This is a genomic window from Nocardia barduliensis (assembly GCF_013315795.1).
Taxonomy (GTDB): domain Bacteria; phylum Actinomycetota; class Actinomycetes; order Mycobacteriales; family Mycobacteriaceae; genus Nocardia; species Nocardia barduliensis.
This window is the reverse complement of the sequence record NZ_JABLTE010000064.1, coordinates 18890-36119: the sequence shown is the minus strand read 5'-3', so window position 1 is coordinate 36119 and position 17230 is coordinate 18890. Positions and strand designations below refer to the sequence as shown.

The 17230-nt window shown below is 67.5% G+C and carries 14 protein-coding genes; 8 read left to right on the top strand and 6 right to left on the bottom strand.

The features are described 5' to 3' along the window. Window positions 1-77 precede the first annotated feature (77 nt). Entirely contained in the window at window positions 78-1883 is a 1806-nt protein-coding gene (locus HOV91_RS24825) for an ATP-binding cassette domain-containing protein (protein ID WP_174187813.1), read from the top strand. Next, complete coding sequence (locus tag HOV91_RS24820) at window positions 1880-3682, top strand: ATP-binding cassette domain-containing protein (RefSeq protein ID WP_174187812.1); 1803 nt, start codon at window positions 1880-1882, stop codon at window positions 3680-3682. The genes HOV91_RS24825 and HOV91_RS24820 overlap by 4 nt, the downstream gene beginning before the upstream one ends. Window positions 3683-3703: 21 nt before the next feature. Here the strand turns inward: HOV91_RS24820 and HOV91_RS24815 are convergent, their stop codons facing one another. From HOV91_RS24815 to HOV91_RS24790, 6 genes are read right to left on the bottom strand one after another with little or no spacing between them, the layout of a single operon-like run. Beyond that, complete coding sequence (locus HOV91_RS24815; RefSeq protein WP_217441114.1) at window positions 3704-4696, bottom strand: small ribosomal subunit Rsm22 family protein; 993 nt, start codon at window positions 4694-4696, stop codon at window positions 3704-3706. Window positions 4697-4756: 60 nt separating this feature from the next. Then, window positions 4757-5470: an aminoglycoside phosphotransferase/kinase family protein gene (locus HOV91_RS24810; protein WP_174187810.1), complete on the bottom strand. Its 714-nt coding sequence runs from the start codon at window positions 5468-5470 to the stop codon at window positions 4757-4759. Continuing rightward, window positions 5467-6213 (bottom strand): phytanoyl-CoA dioxygenase family protein, encoded by a 747-nt coding sequence (locus HOV91_RS24805; RefSeq protein ID WP_174187809.1) that lies wholly within the window; start codon window positions 6211-6213, stop codon window positions 5467-5469. The genes HOV91_RS24810 and HOV91_RS24805 overlap by 4 nt, the downstream gene beginning before the upstream one ends. A 2-nt stretch (window positions 6214-6215) precedes the next feature. Next, window positions 6216-7844: a carbamoyltransferase C-terminal domain-containing protein gene (locus tag HOV91_RS24800; RefSeq protein ID WP_174187808.1), complete on the bottom strand. Its 1629-nt coding sequence runs from the start codon at window positions 7842-7844 to the stop codon at window positions 6216-6218. Window positions 7845-7882: 38 nt separating this feature from the next. Then, a complete protein-coding gene (locus HOV91_RS24795; protein WP_174187807.1) occupies window positions 7883-8980 on the bottom strand; it encodes a TauD/TfdA family dioxygenase in 1098 nt (365 codons plus the stop codon). Beyond that, window positions 8977-10389, bottom strand: coding sequence for a glycosyltransferase family protein (locus tag HOV91_RS24790; protein WP_174187806.1), 1413 nt, complete (start codon window positions 10387-10389; stop codon window positions 8977-8979). Before HOV91_RS24790 ends, HOV91_RS24795 begins: the two co-directional genes overlap by 4 nt. Window positions 10390-10821: 432 nt before the next feature. Between HOV91_RS24790 and HOV91_RS24785 the strand changes: the two genes are divergently transcribed. The 6 genes from HOV91_RS24785 to HOV91_RS24760 are packed head-to-tail and all read left to right on the top strand — an operon-like array spanning window position 10822 to window position 17229. After that, entirely contained in the window at window positions 10822-12279 is a 1458-nt protein-coding gene (locus tag HOV91_RS24785) for a GMC oxidoreductase (RefSeq protein ID WP_174187805.1), read from the top strand. After that, window positions 12276-13505 carry a glycosyltransferase family protein gene (locus HOV91_RS24780; RefSeq protein WP_174187804.1) on the top strand — a complete coding sequence of 410 codons (1230 nt, stop codon included), beginning with the start codon at window positions 12276-12278 and terminating at the stop codon, window positions 13503-13505. Before HOV91_RS24785 ends, HOV91_RS24780 begins: the two co-directional genes overlap by 4 nt. A gap of 1 nt (window position 13506) precedes the next feature. Next, entirely contained in the window at window positions 13507-14658 is a 1152-nt protein-coding gene (locus HOV91_RS24775; RefSeq protein ID WP_174187803.1) for a DegT/DnrJ/EryC1/StrS family aminotransferase, read from the top strand. Further along, on the top strand, window positions 14655-15239 hold the full coding sequence (locus HOV91_RS24770; protein ID WP_174187802.1) for an HD domain-containing protein: 585 nt from the start codon (window positions 14655-14657) through the stop codon (window positions 15237-15239). The genes HOV91_RS24775 and HOV91_RS24770 overlap by 4 nt, the downstream gene beginning before the upstream one ends. Next, complete coding sequence (locus HOV91_RS24765; protein ID WP_174187801.1) at window positions 15236-16684, top strand: AMP-binding protein; 1449 nt, start codon at window positions 15236-15238, stop codon at window positions 16682-16684. The genes HOV91_RS24770 and HOV91_RS24765 overlap by 4 nt, the downstream gene beginning before the upstream one ends. Then, window positions 16681-17229 (top strand): phosphopantetheine-binding protein, encoded by a 549-nt coding sequence (locus tag HOV91_RS24760; RefSeq protein WP_174187800.1) that lies wholly within the window; start codon window positions 16681-16683, stop codon window positions 17227-17229. Before HOV91_RS24765 ends, HOV91_RS24760 begins: the two co-directional genes overlap by 4 nt. Window position 17230 lies beyond the last annotated feature (1 nt).

Below are 17230 nucleotides of genomic sequence, written 5' to 3'. Positions count from 1 at the left end.
TTAGGGCAGGATCCCGGGAGTCCCTAGCCTGTTCGAACACGTTGACTCGCAGGGCCGCGGCACGATAGACCCGCACCATGCGTGCTCGAGTGGGGGAACAGCTGAGTCTGGTGCGTCACCTGCGTGACGCACGGTCCGTCACTCTTCTCCTGCACGTGGTCCTGCTCCTGGTGATCGCCGCGCTGCCTGCCGCCACCGCCCTCGCCACCGAGCAGGTCATCGCAGGCGGGGCCGCCGGGTCGCTGACGGCTCCGCTCGCGCTGTTCGGTGGCATCCTGGTGGTCGGACAGTCGGCGCAGAGGGCCGACGAAGTGGTGTTTCTGTTGCTGAAGGCGCAGATCAACGGTGCGCACCGCAGCCGGGTCGCCGCGCTGGTCGTCGCGGGTGAGTCCATCGAAGAGCTCGAGAAGCCTGAAGTGCGCGATCTGGTTCGCGCGGCCACCGCCGATCCCCGGGACTGGATCGAGAAGACGCCTGGTGACGGGGCACTTGCCCTACTGGACACCGTGATCCGCTGCCTGGGCTTGGCCTTCGCGCTCGCGGTGGTGGCCAGGTGGTCGATATGGCTGGTGCTGCCGTTGGGCGCGGCCGTGCTCGCGGTGCGTGCGATCACCGCACGCCATTGGCGCGGCCATTACCGGATCTGGTCGGGCAATCTGGTCGACAGTCGGCGGTACCTCTACTGGGGCGGGCTGACGATTTCGGCGGCCGAGGCGAAAGAGGCCAGGATCTTCGGCTTCGGTCCGTGGCTCATCGAACAGCACCAACACTTCATGCACCGACATCTCGATCCGGTGTGGGCCGACGACCGGCGGGCCGCGCAGGCGTGGCTGCTGCGGATCATCCTCACCGTCCTGCCGTTGGCGCTCGTCTACGGAATCGTCGCGAACGGCGTTGACGCTCACTCGGTCGCCGCGGCGGCGGCCGTGTTCACCGCGGCGTGGAGCGCCTTCACCGTGCTCGGGCGCAACGAGCCGGTCATCGGCATCCAAGGGGCGAAGCCCGTGGTGCGCGCGACGCAGGAGCTCACCCACCGCTTGGCCGGGCGCCCCGTGCCGGGCGGAGGCGGCGCCGATGCTCTCGAACTGCCGCACATCCGCTTCGAAGGCGTTGGTTTCCGTTACCCGGGCGCGGACACCGCCGTACTCGACGGATTCCACCTGGAGTTGCTACCCGGTGAGAAGATTGCGCTCGTCGGGCTCAACGGTGCGGGCAAATCCACGGTGACGAAACTGCTCACCGGGCTCTACCGGCCCGATTCCGGTCGGATCACCGCGGACGGCGTCGACATCGCCGACATCGCGGGTTGGCAGCGCCAACTGGCGGTAGTGTTCCAGGACTTCCTGCGGTATCCGTTCTCCTTGGCCGAGAACATCGCCATGGGCCGGCCGGCCGTGCAGCCGGATATGGCGAAAATCCGCGCGGCCGCGCAGGACGCGGGCCTCACCGATGTCATCGCGCGCCTACCTCAGGGACTGGAGACTCTCATCGACCCGACGCGGGCTGGGGGTGTCGACCTGTCCGGTGGGCAGTGGCAGCAGGTGGCGCTGGCCAGGGCGCTCTACGCGGCGCGCGCCGGTGCGGGAATCGTTGTGCTCGACGAACCTACTGCCCACCTCGACGTTCGCAGCGAACGGGATCTGTTCGACCGGCTGCGCGGGTCGACACGAGATCTCAGCAGCATCCTGATCACACACCGGCTCTGGACTGTGCGGCAAGTGGATCGAATTGTCCTCCTGGCGGATGGGCGGGTGGCCGAATCCGGCTCACACGACGAACTCATGAGAGCAGGCGGCCGGTACGCGGAAATGTACGGATTGCAGGCCGAACGCTTCCGCCGCGGATTCGACGACCGCGCCGAAGAGATCGAGGTCGTCCGATGAACCAACTTCGCCTGTGGTTCGAGGCGTTCGCGCTGTGCTGGCGGAAGGCCCCGATGGCCGCTACGGTCGTCCTCCTCTTGCAGGTATCGAACGCTGTGGCGCTCCCCGCTTCGGCCTTCGGCCTGAAGCTCTTGGTCGACGCTGCCTCGGAGGGCGACGGTGGGCACATCGCGCTGGCCGCCGCGGTGGCGGCCGCCGCGCTGGCCACCGGCTTCTATCTCGGCGAGATCACCGATGTCTTGACCATCCACCTGGTGGATCGCATCGGGCTGAGTGTTGTCGAGCCGGAGATCATGGGCATGTGCACGCGGATCGACGGCATCGACCACCTCGAACGGTCCGACTATCTGGACAAGGTGACCGCCGTCCATGGTCAGGGCTGGGCGATCGTGGAGTCCGCTTGGTCGACGCTCGGCTCGGCGCTCGTCGTCGTGCAGCTCGGTGTCCTGCTGCTACTGCTGGGCGGCACGAGCCCGTGGATGCTGCTCATGGTGATTTTCGCGGTGCTCCAACTGGCGATGGACAGACGAGGGAAGCGGCGGTTGGTCGTCGCCGAGACCGATGTCGCCGAAAACATGCGGCTACAGCGACGTCTGTTCGAAATCCTCACCGACCCCCAAGCCGGGAAGGAAGTGCGCGTCACCGGTGCCGGACCCGAACTGGTGCGCAGGCAGGCCGAAGCCTGGCAGCGGGTCGTGTCGGTCCAGACCCGCGCCCGCCGCATCGCCGCGGGTTACTCGGTCGCGGGGTGGGTGCTGTTCGCCGCGGGTTACACGTTCGTCCTCTGGGTGCTGCTGCGGCAGGGCGGCTCCGCGGGAGACGTCGTCCTGGTGATCACCGCCGCATCCCAGCTCCGGTCCGTCGTGGAATCGGGGCTCGGCCGATCTGCGCAGGCGCTCGAGGCGAGCCGGATAATTCGGCCTTTCCATTGGCTGCGTGACTATTTCGCCGCGCAGATTCGGCGCGGCAGCGGCCGAAAGGACGCGCCCGACAAGCTGCACTCCGGCATTCAATTGGACCGCCTCGGGTTCACCTATCCCGGCACTACGGCTCCAGCCCTCGAGGATGTCTCGGCCTTTCTGCCGGCCGGATCGGTGGTCGCAATTGTCGGCGAATATGGCTCGGGCAAAACCACTTTGGTAAAGCTATTGGCGAAGTTCTATGAGCCCACCGACGGAGCCATTCGAGTCGACGGCATCGACTTGACGGAGGTCTCGGCCGCATCTTGGTGGTCGCGGATGTCGGCTGCCTTCCAGGATTTCGGGCGCTACCGGACCGCCATCGATGATGCGGTACGGCTCGGGGACCTCGCGGCCGACGACGAATCCGTTGCCGAAGCACTGGCCGAGGCGGACGCGGCGGGCTTTGTCGGGCGACTGCCCGAAGGAGCGAAGACGCAACTCGGTAGCCAATTCGGCGGAGTCGAACTCTCCGAAGGACAGTGGCAGCGCCTCGCACTCGCCAGGGCGTGCCTGCGAGCGGGGGTGCTGCTGTTCGTCCTCGACGAGCCGACCGCCTCCCTGGACGCACCGAGCGAGCATGCGATCTTCCGCAAGTACATGGCCAGATCCCGAGCCTTCGCCGAACAGACCGGCGCGGTGACCATCGTTGTCTCGCATCGGTTCTCCACCGTCGCCGAGGCCGATCTGGTCCTCGTGATGGAGCGTGGGCGGCTCATCGAGCAGGGCTCGCACACCGACCTGATGGCACGACGAGGCACCTACGCGGAGTTCTACGACATCCAGGCGGCGGCCTACTCCGTGCCCGCTGCCGTTGTGCCCGACGTCGGTCTCGAGTGACCGGAACCTCGGCGGTGACGATCAATCCGCCGCCGGGTGAGACGGCGGCCAAGCGTCGCCCCACTCCACGCTCCTCGCCCCGCGGTATGCCTCGCCCTGCCGTTTCGAGACGAGCATCTGCTGCACGCCGTCGCCCTGCGTGCAGACCTGCAGGGTGACCAGACCCTTGCGTTTGAGCGGATGCCGCAGGATTCGACCCGGTGCGGGCTCGTACGCGGTTCGGGAGGCGCAGACGTAGGAGAACTTCTCGTCCTCGTGACCGAGTTCGCCGCCTTTCAATCGCCGATGCAGGGAGGTCCGATTGATCCGCGTACTGAAATGGCACCAGTCGGTCCCCACGGCAAGCGGGCAAACGTGCTGGTGCGGGCAGGGGGCAACGACAGTCATACCGGCATTGATCAAGACGTCGCGGGCGGTGAGGATTCTGCGGTGGCCGTCCGGGGTGCCCGGCTCGATGACTGTTACCACTCCCGCCCCCTCGGCCGATCGGGCAACCAGGGCGACTTGCTCCGCCTCGGACAGCTCGCTGAGCACATAGGAGATGGTGACGAGATCGGCCCCGCCGAATACCTCCTGCTCGGCGAACGAGGTCCGCCGCCACACCGCAGAACGCATCGCCGCGGCGGTGGCCCCAGCCGCCAGCCTGCTCCCGAGGCGCAGCGCCTCATCGACCTGGTCGAGGACGGTGGCCTCGGCCAAGGACGGGAACAGTTCGGTCGCCGCCCACAGCGCCGCGCCGGTACCTCCACCGACGTCGAGCAGTGTCTTCGGGCGGAAGCCCGGTGCCCGCTCGGCGAACCGTTCGAGTGCACTGCGCACGGCGGCCCAGGTCGCGGGCATGCGGTAGGCGGCGTAGGCGGTGACGTCGGCGGTCGAAGCGAGGATCGGCGTCGAGGCCGGGCGCGGATCCCGGTAGCGAGAGATCAGCCGGTCGACCGAGGCGGCGAGTTGCTTCTGCGGAACCCCCGCGCATGCCCGGTCGAGGGCCTCGACGAGTTCGACGGGCAGCTCCACCCGAGAAAGCTCCTTTGTCTGTGATGGCCGGCCCGTCATTCTGTCATGGCGGCGGAGGCGCTAAGCGCCACGCACGGCGGCGCGCTCGAGGATCGCGCGGTGCTCGATCATCCATGCCGCGGCGCGGGCGCGCCAGGCCAAGCCCCACAGCGGCGCGGGATCGGTCGAGGAAGGGGTGATGCGCGCGTCCTCCGCTTCGGCGGCGCACTCCCGGATGGCGAACTCGATCATCCGCGCGACCAAGTGCGCCCGCTGCCCCGCGGCGAGGCGGTATCCGTCCAGGAACAGTCCGAGTTGCGCGGCTCGGACCTCGACGGCGGGAAGCGGTGGTGCGTCCGGCCGGTCCGCCCTGAGCTGCGCGTGCCACCAGGCGCACGCGGCGACCTCGTCGAGCCGGTCCACCGGCCCGGCCACCTCCCAGTGCACCAGTGCCACCGGCCGGCCGTCGCGGACGACGGTGTTCCACGGCCCGGCGTCGCAATGTCCGATGACCGAGTTCGGGCCTTCGCGGCGTAGCCAGTAGGCGGGCCACCGCGTGCCCGGCGGCGGAACGAAATCGGCCGCGGCTTCGTGCAGTTCGCGCAGTAGTCGTCCGGTCGCCCAGATTCCCTCATCCGACCAAGCGTCGGGATAGGCGATCCGCCCTTCGATCCGGCTCAGGGTTTCGCGGCCCGCCGCATCGAATCCGCTGCCGACCACCCGAGGGCTGCCGGTGAATCCTGCCTCCGCCAGGTGATTCAGGAGCGCGTGGACGATAGGCGCGGTCTCGCTCATGCCGCCTCCACTGTCTCCGGGACTGCGAAGCAGGGGAAATCCAGCGCTTGACCGGGGACCGGCCGGTAGGGCGCGAGGAATTCGTGCTCGTACCCGTTGTAGCTGGCCTGAGCGGGCATGTACTGAATGCTGAAGGCCCGCCTGGGGCGGCTCGTCGTGTTCGGGTAGCCGCGGTGCACGGTCAGGCAGTTGTGGAAGGCGACGTCTCCTGGTCGCATCGTCACGACATCCACCGGTAATCGCGAGAGCGCCGACACCTGTGCCTCGAGGACATCGGGCTCATCGAGATGCGCCCGGGGAAGCGGGCCGAGCAGATGCGAACCTCGGTAATAGGCCAGCGCACCGTTTTCGGTGTCGACCTCGTCCAGCGCTATCCAGCAGTTCAGGCTGCGGTGGTCGTCGAAGGAGAGAAACGGCGCGTCTTGGTGCGGGATGGTCGGCGCTCCGCCAGCAGGCTTGACGATGATCTGGTCGAGGAAGACCCGGACCGAGGACAGACCGGAGATCGCCCTGGCCAACGCGGCAAGCCGTGCGTGCCTGGTCAGGGCGGCCAGCGGGCCGCCGCGCCGCCACGCCAGGTGATCTTGCTGCAGGATGACCTCATAGCTGTCTCCGGTGGAAATCCGTCGCCGTAGCCAGCTGTCCACGGCGCTCTGGAAATCGTGCGTCTCTTCCCGAGTGAGCGCGCCACGCACCACGACATAGCCGTCGCGGCGGTAGTTCTCGGCTAGTTCGTTCGTCATGGTCAGCGCCGTTTTCGAGACACCAGGTACCCGTCGAGATACATGGAGTCCAGGGGAGATCGGACAAAGGTGGCCACCGCTTGGGACGGCGTGTTGACGATCGGCTCGGACACGTTGAAGGACGTATTGATCAGCACCGGGGGAAGCCCCAGTTGCCCGGTCCGTTCCGCGATGAGCCCGAATGGTGCGTCGGCGTCGACCGTCTGAACCCGGGCCGTGCCGTCGATGTGCACCGCTGCCGGGATATCGCGTGCCGCCCGCTCGGTGCAGTCGACGATGAACATCATGTACGGACTGTCGGCGGTGTGAAAGTAGTCCTCGACATGGTCGCGCGTCGTGAACGGCGCGACGGGGCGGAACTCTTCCCGGAATTTGACCTCGGCGTTCAACCTCGTGCGATGCAGGTCGGAGTGGGCGGGGGAGATGATGCTGCGGCCGCCGAGCGCCCGCGGCCCGTGCTCCGCGCGGCCGTCCACCCACGCGACTGCCCGGCCCTCGGCCATCTCCCTGGCCGTGTGGTCAACGGCCTCCGCCGGCTCCACCTGCTCGAATTCGATGCCGGAAGCGGATTCGAGGGCTTGGCGTACCTCGCGGTCCTCGTACCACATACCGAGCCGGGCCCAGTCGAAGTCCTTCGCGGGCGAGTACTCGCCGCCGAGAACATGGTGAGCGGCGAAGAGAGCGCAGCCGACGGACAGTCCGCCGTCGTCCACCGCGGGCGGGACCCAGAGCCGTTCGAAAGGTCCGCGGTCGCGTATCGCGGTGTTGAGGTAGCCGTTGAGCGCGACGCCACCGGCGAGCGCGAGTGCCGATGTGCCGGTCAATTCGTGGACCACCCGGCTCAGCGAGAGTCCCGCGCTGGTCGTCAGGTTCTGGATGGCATGGGCGATATCCTTGGCCTGCTGGTCGCGCCATGTCAGGTCGCCGGGAACGAACGGGGGGTGTTCGTAGTCCGGCCAGCAGTCCTTGATGGTGGTCGCGCCGGCGAAGACCTCGTCCTGAGGGACACCGAAGCGTTCGGCGAACGCGGCGTCGAGTCGATCGGAGCCGTACCCGGCCAGGCCCATGAGCTTGCCCGCTTGCTGCGGATCGGCGAAAACGGCTCGGGAATAAGTGAACCAGAGGCTGCCGAAATCGGAGTTGGGAACCCGCTCGATCCACTCCAGCCGATTGCCCTTCCACAGGGACACACTTGTCGAGGTGTACGCGTCCTCGGTGTAGAAGTCGCCGCCGCCATCCCAGGTGATGACCGAGACCTCCGGTTCTCCGCTCGTATAGCGCGCATACGCGGCGTGCGCGAGGTGATGCGGAATCGAAACGCACGGAAGCATTCTGCCGAGCACTTCGACGACCTGATGCTCCCATTCGCTGATGAACCGGTACGTGCGGCCCGCGATCCGCCGGAAACCGGCTTCGGTGTTGCGATGCACCGGCTCGGAGGTCGCTACGAGGTCGATGTCCCGGATAGTCAGCCCCAGCCGGGCCAGTGTGGCCGGGAGGTACTCCATGACATTCCCTGGACTGTGCCTTATCCGGCTGAAGCGCTCCTTCTCGAACGCGCCGAGCACCTCCCCATCGCGCACCACGCACCAGTTGGCGTCGTGGCCGCCGGTGATTCCCAGAATCAGCATGCTGTTTCCTTTTCAGAGATCGGGTGGAGTACGGCGACTCAGCGCGGTAGCAAGACCCGGCTGTCGGCGCTCACCCGTCGCGCCCGAGTCCTGCGGAGATCCCGGATCACGGAGGCTTTCCGCAACCATCGGTCGGTGCCGTCGTAGCGTGGGCGGAACGACCGGCGGCCGTGCACGGTGCGGTGATTGTCCAGTAGCAGGACGTCCCCCGCGCCGAGTACCACGTCGACCGTGCCCGCGCGCAGTTGTTCGCAGAGTTCGTCGAAAGCCGTGGCGGCTCGCCGGTCCCCAGCGACCGGTGTGGTGAACGCCGGATCGACCCGCAATCGTGCGTCCACCGCTGCCTCGGTCAGCACGGCGCGCGGGCGGGGGGCGATGCGCTCGCCATCGGGCAGGCCCCGCAGATGCTCCGGATCAGGAGCGATGCGGAATCGGGGCTCTGCGAGGGTTTCCACGTCGAGGGTCTCCACGTCCAGGCATGCGGTCGAAGCGACGGTGGTCGGGACGGCGTCGGCATTGCGCAGGCAGGCCAGGGCGAATGCGTCGCAGCGGTCGTCGTCGAAGGCGTCCTCGACGTGGAATTGCAGCTCCGCTCGGCTGCCGTGGCCGGTCTGCGCCTGTTCGTGACCCGCCACCGGGAGGACATCGGCGATCAGGCGTCCGTTCTGCAGCGTTGACCAGCACACCAGGTCACCCAGCTGGGCGGCGAGCAGCAGCAACCACCGATCATGAAGGGCTGTGCGGGAGCGGTCGTATTCGCGCCAGTGTCGCGGCGTGGGTCCGGGATCGGCCGATACCGGACCGCCGGTGACGACCAGCCCGGCGAGCGATTCGCCGTAGCGCAATTCGAGCAGAGGGTCTCGCAGTGCTGGTGGGAGCAGGTGCCCCCAGCTGCCGATTCGCCGCGGCAGTTCCGGATCTTCGGCACCGCTGAACTCGGCGGCCAGCTCATCGAGTGTCCGAGCGACCTGGGTGCGTTCGGCAGCGGTTAGGTGTACCGCACCGATGGCACCCTTTCTCGCGAGCTGTTCGGGGCGGGAAACCCGTTGTGCGATGGTCGGATGCTGGTTTGCCTCTTCCTGCCCGGTGGATGCGTTCGGGGTGTGCTGCTCCGCCGCATCGAGGCTCCTTCTCATCGTGGTGTCTCCTGTTCCGACTCCGTGTCGCCGCGATGCGGTCCGGATGCGACAGCGCCAGCCATCCGATCGAGCAACTCGCGCCAGGGCGCGGCGGGAAAGCGGTCGAGTACCTGCGCCCGGTTCCGTCGCAGTGCGGCACAGACCTCTCCATCGCCGACTTGGCCGCCGATCATCAGGTCGACGAATTCCTCGGCGGCCCCGCGCAGTTCCCCGGACGGATCCACGGTGGCGAACGTGTGCGCCGCACCGTAGATGGCGTGCAGCGCGGTGAAGCTGGTCACCGCGCAGGGCACTCCGGCGATCGCGGCGAGAGCCGGCCCCAGCCCGACACTCTCCACATCCGGACAGTTCGGTGTGAAGAAGATGCCGCCGCCGGTAGCCGCGCAGATGATGAGCAGGTCGATCTCATCCAGCACCCAGCGGCCGTCGGCGGTGCGGTGGCTGCCGAGCGGGACTCCGTCGAGGAACCGGATGTCCTCGGTCAGGCCGCACCGGTGCGCGGTGTCCAGGACGGTGGCCGCATAGTCCGGCTCTTCATCGAGGCTGCCGAAGACGAACAGGTAGGGCGGCGCGAGCGCGCGGTCCCGGCAGACCCCGTGTACCGCGCGGAGCAGTTCGACGGAGATCTCGACGCCCTTGACGTGGAACAGCCGAACCGGAGCGAGGATCACGGGGCGTGCCGGATCGACGTTCAAACCGGCAAGATACGCGCGGTGCCGGTCGGCGAGTTCTGTCTCGGGCACGGACGGCAGTACGTTCGGGACGACCATGGGTGTCAGGGGAGAGGGGTAACCGACCGCTTCTTTCGCGAGGTCCTCGCTGACCACCGCCCAGAGATGGCACGGGTGGGCGCCGGGGACCGGCGTCAATTCGTGCGGTGCGTCCGGATAGACGCGCTCACCCCGCTCGCGGACGGCATAGCTGCCGAACAGATCGTGGTCCCAGAACAGCACTCCGCCCGGCCGATTCGTATGCCATCGAGCCGCGGCGGCGCGATGCAACCCGAGGGTGACGGGTACCGCGTCGGACAGAGTCATGTTGACCGCGCATACCCAGTCGATGTCCTCGGCGTCGAACCACTCCGTGAAGTAGGCCGCATAGCGTTCGGCGAGTGGCTCGATGCGGGACTGCAGCGCAGTGCGCCCTGCCGGCCCGAGCGAGTCGAGGTCCGCGACCGCCGCCCGTATTTCGAGGACCTCGGTGCCGAGCGTCGGGGAGTGTGCCGGGGCGTCGGAGCGGACAGCCAGGAACTCGGGATAGCCGGACGTTTCCGGTCCGTGCGGGAAGAACGCGGCCTTGTCGGGGCGCCAGGAGTAGCCCAGATCGGCGGTGATCGGGGTCTCGATGACACCTGATTCGACGGCGCGATGGACGACATTCCGGAATACCGTCAGTAAGCCGCTCACCGGTAAACCGTCACCACATATCAGAGCTATTCTCATTTACTGCCCGAATCTCCACTGATTTGCCATGCTAGGCCAGTGGTCTAGTGTTCTTACTGTTCTGTTTCGATCTTCTTACTGTTGTCGTCGATGAATTCCAGCCGCAGGTCTCGATGGAGCAGAGTCCGGCGTCGAACCCGTCGACGATGGCGGCGCACTCATCATGTGGCGCTGACAGATTCGCGCCCAGTATTGGCGTCGGTGTACCTGTTGTCCAGGGCGGTGAGCAGTGCTTTTGAACGCCCGGTACAGCGGTGTTCAACTGTTCGAAATAGTCATTTGAACGCCGCTATCTGCCGTCTAAGCTGCACCCGGCTGGCCATTCCGATGGCTGTTCAGAATCGCTGCTGCGCAGTATCGAAGTCATCGCTAGGAGGCGCTGGAGAAATGGGGCGGATGCGCACATCAGTCTTGCCGGATATCGCGGACATCGTCATCGTGGGAGGTGGCATGGCCGGGCTGCAGCTCGCGGTCGAACTGGCCGGCACACAGATCGGGGATGTCCTTGTGCTGGAAGCGGGGCCCGACTCCGGTGGCCACGTGAACGCGGCGCACGACCCGGATCTGGCACTTCGAATGTGGCTGGAGGTCGGGCTCGACCCGCATCACTGGCGGCCCTGGCATTCGGCTTCCGCTCCGCACTTCGAAACCATGGCCGGACTGCGCCGCCGGTTGGGCGGTCGCTCGCTGTACTGGCATGGCGTCGTGCTGCCGTTGGATTCGTGGGCACTCACCGAGCCGTGGTGGCCAGCGGCGATCATCGATGACCTCACCGTCTCGTGGGCGGGCGGCGACTCGCTGTACCAGCGGGTACTGGACGACCTCGACGAGTGGCGGGGTGGGGTTCAGGAGCGTGGACCAGAGCTCCGTGTGGGCGGTTACCGGTTGTCGACGGTGCCGCAAGCGGTCCGCAAGCTGCCGAACGGACGTTTCGCGGCATACTCGCCGCTCGACCGCTTGGCGGAGACCAGCGGCAGAGTGCGGCTGGTGACCGGGGCGGAGGTGCTCGACATCCAGACGGCGGGCGGCTCGGTGCGCGGCGTCCGAGTCGTGGTGGACGGCGAGGCAACCGCGCGCACCGTCCAGTGCGGAACCGTCGTCCTGGCCGGTGGAACGATCGAGAGCAGTCGACTGGCGATTCAGGCGCTGCATTCCGCGGGAGTGCTCGAGGAGGGCCGACTCGACGGGCTCTCCGACAAGATCGTCCATGGTTTCATCGCGCCGCTCGATGCCGCGACCGTGCCGCCCGAGGTGGTTCGCCTGGCTGACGAGGAGACTTTCCTCTACACGCAGGGCGATGAGACGCTGCGCTCGAATCTGTTCGTGCGGCTCGGTCGCAATGCCGCGGGCGCTGTGCTGGTGGATGTCTGGGCCATGGGCGAGCAACTGGCAGGTGAACACGGAACGGTCGAGTGCAAGCCGGGGGCAGGACTCCGGTGGGAGACAACCGTGCGTGCGGAGTGCTCCGCGACCGATCGCGAGTCGATCGCGCGTCAGCGCGACGAGCTCACCGCTGTCTGGTCCGCCTTCGCCAAGGAATCCGGTCTGGCCGGATCGGCGCTGAAATTCCCAGAGTTCGACCAGCCGGAACGCACCCTCGAGAACGTGCTGCCCCGGGTGGACGCCCTGTCCCCGGGGGAAGCGCCCGTCACCTGGTCGGGTCCGTTGGGATCCGAGTATCACGAATCCGGCACGCTGGCCTTCGGCCGAATGTTGAACGAACGCCATGAGGTGCGCGGCATGCGGAACCTCTACGTCGCGGGACCCGCCACCTATCCGCGTCCCGGCGCGGCGAATCCGAGCCTTACGAATCTCGCGCTCACGAAGCGTCTTTCGGCGGTGCTGGCCGGATGACAACTCATCTGACGAACCACCAGCCCGCGGCCGGGCCATACGATGCGCTGCAACTGAGCTACTACCACCCATGGGTCTACGCCGGATCCGAGCGATACCACCAACTCGCCATCGAAGAATTGCGGATGGGGCGTCGGCACGCGTATGTCTATGTCAGCGACGCAGGCGCCGGGTCAGTCATCGACGAAGCGGTGCGCGATGAGCTATATACCCACTTCGCCCTGTACGAGTACGCGAGCCCGGGGCACGTAGTGCCGAGATCGGCGTTCGCCGCGGCGCTGACCGGCCCGGATCCGGTCAGCCTGACCGAAGTCGTGGAAACGTTCGCTCCCGCATACGTCCGGGCGCCATTCCCGACGGAACACTTCGTCGAAGTGTTGGAGACGCCGGCCTTCCGTGCGATTCCCTTCATCTACGACGTCATCGATCTGTGGACCGAATTCCCCACCACACCCTGGGGTTCGGACGAAATAGAGAACTACTACGTCAAGCGCGCCGATGCGCTGGCCATGGTTTCGCAGGAACTCGTCGACCGGTTTCCCGCGCCGAGCACCCATCTTGTCCCCAACGCGGTCGACCGGCAGTTCCTCCAGCTGATCGCGCCGTCGCCCGAATTCGTGCACCGGGAGCCGGGTGCGCCGGTCCGCGTGCTCTACATGGGCAGCATGGGCGGCAAGTGGTTCGATTGGGAGCTGGTGCATCGGCTCGTCGCGGAGCTGCCGGAACACGAATTCACTTTTCTCGGTTCACAACTGCTGCCGCCGGAGGAGATGCGCGACGAGGCGAGCCGGAGGGTCGCCATGCATTACGCGCGCCTCGGCGAGCACTCGAATGTCGTGCTGGCGCCGGAGGTGCCGCACGACCAGATCGTGCCTTGGCTACAGCGCATGGATGTCGGGCTCATCCCATTTCGGCCGACTGCGCTGACCCGCTCGGTGTCGCCGCTGAAGGTATTCGAGTACCTCGGAGCCGGCGCTCCGGTCGTTCAAACCGGGATGCCCGACATCGAGCACTACCCGGGCGTCCTGACCGCGCGGGACCACGAGTCCTTCATCGAGCATGTGCGCCGCGCGGACCGCGCGACCCTCTCGCCTGCCGACGCCGCAAGGATCGCCGACTTCGCGGAGCGCAACACCTGGGCGCAGCGGGTCACCGACTTCGACCGCATCGTAGATCGGCTTCGCCGACCCTCCGGCCACGACGGCCACACGCAGAAAGGCCACTGAGATGTACGAGTTCGGTGACGCGGAGGTCGCGGCAGCGACCCGCGTACTCACCTCGCAGCGATTGTTTCGCTACATGGACGAGGCCGAGGAGACGAGTTCCTTCGAGGCCGAATTCGCGGCGACGATCGGGGCCGAGCACGGCCTGGCCACCTCCAGCGGTACGTCCGCGCTCATCTGCGGCCTGTCGGCCCTCGGCGTGGGCCCCGGCGACGAAGTGATCATCCCGGCGTACGGATTCGTAGCCGATGTGATCGCGGTGCTCGCGGTCGGTGCGGTGCCGGTGGTCTGCGAGATCGACGAGAGCCTGACCATGGACGTGGCGGACGCCGCGGCTCGGATCACGCCGCGCACCCGCGTGCTGATGCCGGTGCACATGAATGGGTTCGCCTCGGACATGGCCGGGATCAGCGAGCTCGCGGCCGCGCACGATCTGGCCGTGCTCGAGGACGCCTGCCAGGCGATCGGCGGCTCGTTCCGGGGCCGCAGGCTCGGAACCTTCGGCGCGGCAGGCGCATTCAGCTTCAACCAGGCGAAGATCATCACCGCAGGTGAGGGCGGCATGCTGGTCACCGATGACCGGGACCGCTACGAGCGCGCGTTCATCGAACACGACGCCTCCTGTGTCCACGATGGGCTCGCCTTCGGCCGTCCCGTATTCGGCGGGCTCGGCGGCTACCGGATGAACGAGGTGTCGGCTGCGATCCTGCGCGCGCAGCTGATACGCCTCGACAGCATCCTGGAGCGACTGCGTGCCCGCCGGGACCTGCTGGCCGGAGCACTCGCCGACTTGCCCGGCCTCACCCGCATTCCCGAGCACGACTCCGCTGGATCGTGTGGCACCCACGTGGGCTACCGCTTGGAGAACGCCGACGCGGTCGCCGCTGTGCGCGAGCTGCTGGCCGACGAGAAGGCATATGCGATGCCCACCAATGCTTTCGGGCATTCCTTCTTCGAGTGGACGATGCTGCACGAGCGGCGTGGTGCCGCTCATCCCGGACGAAACCCCCTCACCGATCAGCTCGTGCAAGGCGCCGACGCTCTCCCGGCCAGCCGCGACATCCTCGACCGCTCGGTCGTAGTCGGGTTCGGTCTCGACTTGGACGAGGCGGCCACCGAGGGGATTCATCGAGCGCTGGCCAAGGAGTTCGGATGAGCGCTGGGGTGCGGCCGGCCGCGTCGATCGAGGACATCGCAGTGCTGCTCGATCGATTCAGCGGCGTAGAGGAGCCGATGGCGGGCGACGTTCCCGCCGTGCTGGTGACCCACGGTGTGCAGTGTGCCGAGCTGCTGACCGCGCGGTACCCAGAAGACAGCGAACTCCAGCTCGCGGGGCTGCTGCACGACATCGGCCTGCTCCTCGTGCCGGGAGATGAGCTCGGCCATCCGAAGCACGCCGCGGATTACGTGCGAGACCTGTTCGGCGACCGGGTCGCGGACATCATCGCCCTGCACGTGGACGCGCAGCGATATCTGGAGGCGACGGCGGAGAACTATCTGGTCGCACCCCCGCCGACCGCGGCATTCGCCGAGCAGCCCGCCCGGATGTCGGACGCCGAGATCGAGGCGTTTCTGGCCGAACCGCTGGCCTCCGCCGCGCTGAGTCTCCGGGAGGCCGACGACGCCGCGGCCGACGAGACACGGCGGGAGCACGATTTCGGTACCTGGATCGACCTGATGGAAAGAGTCCGCAAGACGCACGGAACCTCGGCATCGGCCGGGCGGAGCTTGCCATGACCGTCGCCGCAAGCGCCGCGCCAACGCTGTCTCTCGACCAGCGGATGAGCGAGCTGGCCGAACGGTACCCCGAACGCACGGCGGTGGTCGCGGTCGACGCGCACACCGGTGACATCCAGCGATCCACTTGGGCCGCGCTGGATCGGCAGACTGCGCACGTTGCGGCGAGACTCGCCGCGGCCGAGGACGGCATTCCCGTCTGGCAGGCGGTCAGCAGCACCCTCCCGGACATCGTCCTGCTGCTCGGCGCCTTGCGTGCGGGACTGCTCGTCGCCCCGGTGAACGCGACGGTTCCCGCCGCGGAGCGGAGTCGCTACGTCGACGCCGTGCGCACCGCGTTCGGCGACGGCATAGCGCTGACGGATCTGCTGGATGCCTGCACCGAACCCGCCGTGCCGCCTGAACGGCTCCGGGGCGGCTGGGTCCTGTTGACCGGCGGCACCACCGGAGTGCCGAAACCGATCCTCGGCCCGGAGCCACCGCGATGGAACCCGGCACGCGGCGCGCCGCTGCCACTGCAGCGAGCCGGGTGGCACCCGGGACAAGTTCAGCTCGTCCTGGGCCCGCTGCATCATGCGGCTCCGTTCACCAGCTTCCTCGATGGGGTGCTGAGCGGGAACACGCTGATCGTCGCGAACGGGTACTACCCCGAGCTGCCCTTCGAATTGATCGGCCGGTTCGGCGTCGAATGGATCCAGCTCACCCCCGTGCACATGGCGATGGCCGAGCCATTGCTCGGCGAACATTCGGTGGATTCGCTGCGGGCGATCCTGCACACTTCGGCGCCGTGCCCGCACCGGACCAAGCTCGCCTGGATCGACGCGCTCGGACCGGATCGCGTCTTCGAAATGTACGGCGCGACAGAGGGAATCGGCACCACGCTGTGCGATGGATCGGAGTGGCTGGCGCGCCCGGGAACGGTCGGGCGCGGCTTTCTCACCCGAATTCGCATCGCGGACCCGAATGGCCGTGCACTACCGCCTGGTGAGGTGGGCGAGGTGTGGATGCGGACCGTCGGCAAGGTCGCAGGACCCGGTGCCACGGCCCGGGCCGGCGGATTCCGTTCGGTCGGCGATCACGGGTACCTCGATTCGGAGGGGTATCTCTTTCTGCAGGGGCGCGGCGACGACGTGGTGATCGTGGGTGGCGAGAACGTCTACCTGGGCGAAGTCGAGGCCGCGCTGCTGCGCCACGCCGCCGTCGCGGATGCGGTCGTCCGCGCGGTGGAGGACGAGGTCTACGGCGTTCGCCTGGCCGCGGATGTCGTGCTACGCGCCGGATGCCACATCGACACGGCAGCTCTCAAACGACACTGCCGCGAGCAACTGCCCGAGTACAAGCGCCCTCGGTCCTACCGCGTCGTCGCGGAACTGCCCCGCAATGCCGCAGGGAAATTGATTCGCACTGCGGCATCCGCCCGATCTTCTCTGGAGAGTCGCACATGACGGACATCCGACGCATCACCTCCGCGCTGGCAGCACATCCGGACGTCGACGAAGCGACCGCATTCCCGGTCCGCGTCGCCGACTCGGAGCGCATCCTCGCCGTCGCCGCCGTCAGCGGCTTCGTTACCCGTCCGATGTTGCGTCAGCACCTGTGGCGAGATCTGGACGACGCCGAGGCCGCGTCGGTCGGGGTGTTGACGCTCGACCGGATTCCGCGCCGCGAAGGCTCGGCGGACCTGGCCGAGATCACTCGTGCCGCGCTGGAGACGGGCGACTCCGTGTGGTTCCACACTCCCGCCGACGAGCTGGAGACGGAACTTGCCGCGCTGTGGTCGAAGGTGCTGGATGCGGCCCCGATCAGCGTATTCGACGACTTTCTCGACCTCGGCGGAGACTCGCTCGCGGCGATCCGCATCGTGTCCGAGATCGAGCAACGCTTCGGTCTGACGCTGCGCCTCGACGAACTGCTCGACGCGACCGTGCGCTCCGTGGCCGAGCGGATAACCCTCGACCGCGCGTCCCATGGCGCGGGGGCGGCGGAGTAAC